A 4,192-nucleotide genomic window follows, 5' to 3' on the forward strand; every position below is an offset into this window, starting at 1 on the left:
TTGCAAGACCTTTGCCAGCGCCTGCTCCCTGAATTCGACAGAATACGTCTGTTTGGCATTCAACCTGCACCTCTGAGTTCTTCGGATTGGGAAAATTCAGAGGCGACATCTATTGTGACGCAGGGGGCCTGCGTGCACGGGCGGTGACCCGCCTTGCGTTAGCGATCACGCTTCGTTGCTCCTCTATGGTTCGGAAAACCTGCGCCTCTGAGACTGTGTGCTGCCCTTTCGACCGAATTGCTTTTAGGGCGGTTCGCTGTTCGAACAGAGAAATCGCCGGGCGCCGCATATCTGCGTATCGGACTTCGAGGTAGTCGCGGCTGCCTGCCGTCACGAAGACGCGCGAGAGATCCTCCGGATGGTACCGAACAGTGACAGTGCGTCGGGTCTCGCGCCACGCAGTAAATATCGGATGCCAGTATCGAATATGGAAGAGCGTCAAACCATACGCCTGTATTGTCCTTGACGCAGCAGGCAAGAAGCGAATCAGGAATCTGAGCTCGGCGCCCCCAGTTACCGGCAATTGTCGCGAATCCGCACTTCGCACCTGCATTTTCCATAGGTCGGCTGGTGTCGCCCCGAGCAGCCCGCGATGTGCGGCGTGGTGGTATCGTCTGGCGACCTCAATTGCAAGCCACTGCTGAAACTCACGCAGGGTCAAAGCAGCCGTCTTTTCCGACTGCCGTGCCTTACGTCCTTTCGGAGATGACCCGGTCGCCCCCGGTAGACCTCGCACCCTTTCCATTAGAGTTCGATTCAGGCGCTCGATATGGCCACCGAAATGGGGGCGCCCCACTGGACGATACATAAGATCGATATCGTATTCCCGGCAGCCACTGCGAAGGGCCCTGCTTCTGAACTCAGCGGCATTGTCGAGATGCAGGACTTTCGGAATTCCGCGCATCGGCCATTCCGCATCCACTTCAATCTTCTCGAGCCATGGCTCCTTGCGTAGTGCAGCTCTTGTCAGGAGCAAACCCACCGTTGCTGCCCTTGGACGGTCCATGCTTACGTAGAAACTCAACACACACCTAGTCGCAACGTCCAGAGCAATGGTCAGCCACGGACGGCCGATGATCCGTCGGTCGTACTCGCTCACCAAAAGCACATCCGCTTGTGTGTGATCGACCTGGACGATCTCCAAGGGATATTTGGCGACTAGCGACCCTGGCGCTTTTAGGGCGTCGGGCAGCGCCGCGCGCTTTAAAGCATCCAACTCACGATGCTTCGCCCATCGCCGTCCGACCGTCGTTCGACTCGGAAGTTGGAGTCCAGCGAGCGAACATCTGCGTCGAACCTCCAGCACAAGATCTGTTGCAGGGTGTGCCAATTGTCGCTGCTTCGGAAGCCAAACATGCACTACTTCGTCGATCACTTTATCGACGTCGTCCCCCAAACGACCGCCGCCCGGCGACGGGCCTCGAGGATACGGAGCAACGGAGCTTGCAACAGGGTCTGCCAAGAATCTCCGGCGCAACCGATACACGGTCGTCCAATGCACGCCGAGGAGATGCGCAGCGAGAACTGCCTGTTCTCGGGATAGCGGTCCCCGACCCAATGGTCGAAGCACCGATGCGACCTTCTCAACGCGGCTGCTTCTCTCGTTCGCGTCCGTCACCGCCGCTCCTTGTCGACCTTCGTCCAAAGGCATTAGCAGAATTAAAGGACACGGCGAACGCGCTAGCAAAATTAACGGACATCATGTCGCTCACCTGTTGCCGAAACGCAACAGGTGGCAAAACTCATAAATCGCTGCTTCAACCTTATGTGGCGTGGGCTGTCGCACTTCTTGCGCTAGCAAACACTGTGAACACGGCTAGCAGAATTCGTGAACTGCAACAAAAACAACACATGATTTGAGTGCGAGCGATCCTGGCATCGTGGTCCCGGCTTTGTTTCAGCTTGTCTATGACCGGATCACTGACCCGGCATTCAAGCGTTAACACGCGAGACGTGTGCAAGGCATGCCAGCGCATGTCGTTCGCGAGTCCTTCGGTCCGCTGTTCTTCGGCAACGATCAGGTCGGCATTGGAGAGGCGAGCGCGACCTTATGCAAGAGCCTTGCCATCCCGTTCTATCAGACGTGCCGCGACCCCGAGCAGGTCAACCGCATGCGCTCTTGGTTCTCGCATCGAAAATCGAAGGTGGATGTATGGACCAGCACGGGCCATTGGATCATGCAGGATCGTGCGGACGACGTGAACGCGTCGATTTCCGCATGGAACGACGCACTATAACCAACGGCCTTTGCCAGATGACCGTTGAGCCTCCCATTCAGTTGATTTGATGGGCTCGTAACATCGCCTCGACCGCGCGGATAACGTGCGGGCGTCCCCTTCGTAGGGGGTGGTTTTTCACCCAGCAGCCGGATGGCGTGCTTGCGCTGATAACCAGTCAAAGCTACGAACTCGTCGAGGATCTTGTTCCGCTCACCGGACGTCGCGCTGCCATACCGCAATTGCAAAGCTGGAAACCAACTCCCTGCGTGTCGTCATGCTGATTTGCCTCGTCACCTCGCGCCGCTCCTGTCGGACAATCCAACCGGTAGCAAACTACATGAGGCAACAGGTCAGCGGGAGTTGCAGTTTTGATGAGTCAATGCGCACCAAGCCTAATCGGCCATCGTTCCAAATGCGATAAATAAGTTCGACGTGAATGGGTCCATCCTAGATACAAAAAATCTTCGGATCGACCGGATCACGCCGAAGACGCCGGGAAACGAGCCGGTGGAGCGAGCATAGCCGCCGCGACATAAATAAATTTCGACCGCCCACTAGTCGCGCCTGCCTCTTGAGTAAATAATTGGGTGCAACTTTATCAGCGCGCGTTGGGTATGCCCCAGATGTGCGATTCTTCTGGCTTCGCCCGTCGTCTCAAGCTCGTAGACGCTCAAGCTGAATAGCGTTTCGACCTCAGTCGTGAGCACTAACACGTCCTCTCGCAGCTGCTCGATGTTCTGCACTGACTTTTTCATAACAGATCGATTCAGCATCTCGATCCATTCAGCTTCCAGACCTAGGGCAATCTCTTGTTGCGACGGAGTTTTCATGTCTTTTCCTTTTTGATGCTTATCAGCCGGCGCAGCGTGGCCATACCACGTGAGGACCGGGCCAAACGATTCTTTGAGATGACCTAATTAGACATCTTGAAGCAGCGGAGGCCTAACGCGTCCCCCGCTGGAAGCACATGCAATCCCCGGAAGGATGACTACTTCCGGCTTTAACGCAACTTAGCTCGACGCGACAGTTCCGGGCTGTTGCACTTACGCCTTTCTTGCAACATGCGCATTGGCGCGTGACATAGCCGAGTGAGCTGAGGTTCAAGAATTTTTAACGGCTCATCGCGGTAAGTCGCCGCTGCGAAACTGTGGAGGCCCGATCGCATAAGTAAGACATGTCGATTTCGATGTACGATCTTGCTAGTCGTAGCCTTCACACATTCAATGCTTCATTTTATCTACGCCGCCCTGTCGGCGCATTAACCAAGCCAAAGTAAGTCGGCGAAGGCGAAACAGCTGCCTAACCGGCGCTGGCGAGCTTGTCACACCAGCGCCGGCTTCGATCCCATCGAGCTTTCTTCTTTTTCGACCGTATGACCCGCTTTTTCTAAGACCGCCTGGATTGCCGCGAGCGACAGTTCCATATGCGCACTTGACGCATACGACGAAGCTTGAGATAAAAGGCCAGTAGCAGCTTTCACTCCCACGAACGTATATCGTGCATCACTGATGAGCTGCAGCATTGATGCGCAGAAATCAGCGTCTTCCATCGCACTGACTCGTGGCCTGTTTTGCAAAGCTCGCGCTGCCTCACGCAATTCTGAGACGCTTACTTTTTTCATGGATTCAACCCAGATTCTGAGCTTTCACGGCTGATTTGATCCGCCGACTTGACGGCAGCTACACATCATCGCTAAAGCGGACATTTGTTATGCAGTGATGTCGTCGTGCAACGGGTCATTAAACGCCGGCTCATCGTTAGCAACGCTGTTCACGCCAACACTTACCCGAAACCACCGAAACGACTGACTTGATGTAAGCGATTCGTTCACTATCTTTCCTGCCGCGCTAGTGTTCTGTCCCAGAAATAACTTTACATAGTTTCGCCACTTTCTTGAGAATGGAATCGGCTGTTGCAGTCCACACAAACGCTCGCTTGTGCTGGTTGTACTGCTGAACATAGCGCTCGATACT

Annotated in this window: 4 protein-coding genes and 1 pseudogene; 1 reads left to right on the forward strand and 4 read right to left on the reverse strand. The window is 55.1% G+C overall.

Annotated elements, in window-relative coordinates; genetic code table 11:
- Positions 1 to 109: 109 nt before the first annotated feature.
- Entirely contained in the window at positions 110 to 1,216 is a 1,107-nt protein-coding gene (locus ACRXB1_RS31945; protein WP_449494306.1) for a Mu transposase C-terminal domain-containing protein, read from the reverse strand.
- A 748-nt stretch (positions 1,217 to 1,964) separates the two neighbouring features.
- On the opposite strand from ACRXB1_RS31945, the gene ACRXB1_RS31950 reads away from it, so the two are divergent.
- Positions 1,965 to 2,237, forward strand: a complete 273-nt coding sequence (locus ACRXB1_RS31950) for a hypothetical protein (protein WP_449494307.1) — start codon at positions 1,965 to 1,967, stop codon at positions 2,235 to 2,237.
- A 536-nt stretch (positions 2,238 to 2,773) separates the two neighbouring features.
- On the opposite strand, the gene ACRXB1_RS31955 is transcribed toward ACRXB1_RS31950, so the two are convergent.
- The 3 genes and pseudogenes from ACRXB1_RS31955 to ACRXB1_RS31965 all read right to left on the reverse strand — a co-directional run.
- A complete protein-coding gene (locus ACRXB1_RS31955) occupies positions 2,774 to 3,049 on the reverse strand; it encodes a hypothetical protein (RefSeq protein WP_449494308.1) in 276 nt (91 codons plus the stop codon).
- A gap of 491 nt (positions 3,050 to 3,540) precedes the next feature.
- Positions 3,541 to 3,840, reverse strand: coding sequence for a hypothetical protein (locus tag ACRXB1_RS31960; protein WP_449494309.1), 300 nt, complete (start codon positions 3,838 to 3,840; stop codon positions 3,541 to 3,543).
- Between the two features lie 226 nt (positions 3,841 to 4,066).
- A pseudogene (locus ACRXB1_RS31965) lies at positions 4,067 to 4,192 on the reverse strand (IS630 family transposase); the annotation flags it as partial.

This window comes from Caballeronia sp. M23-90, assembly GCF_053574605.1.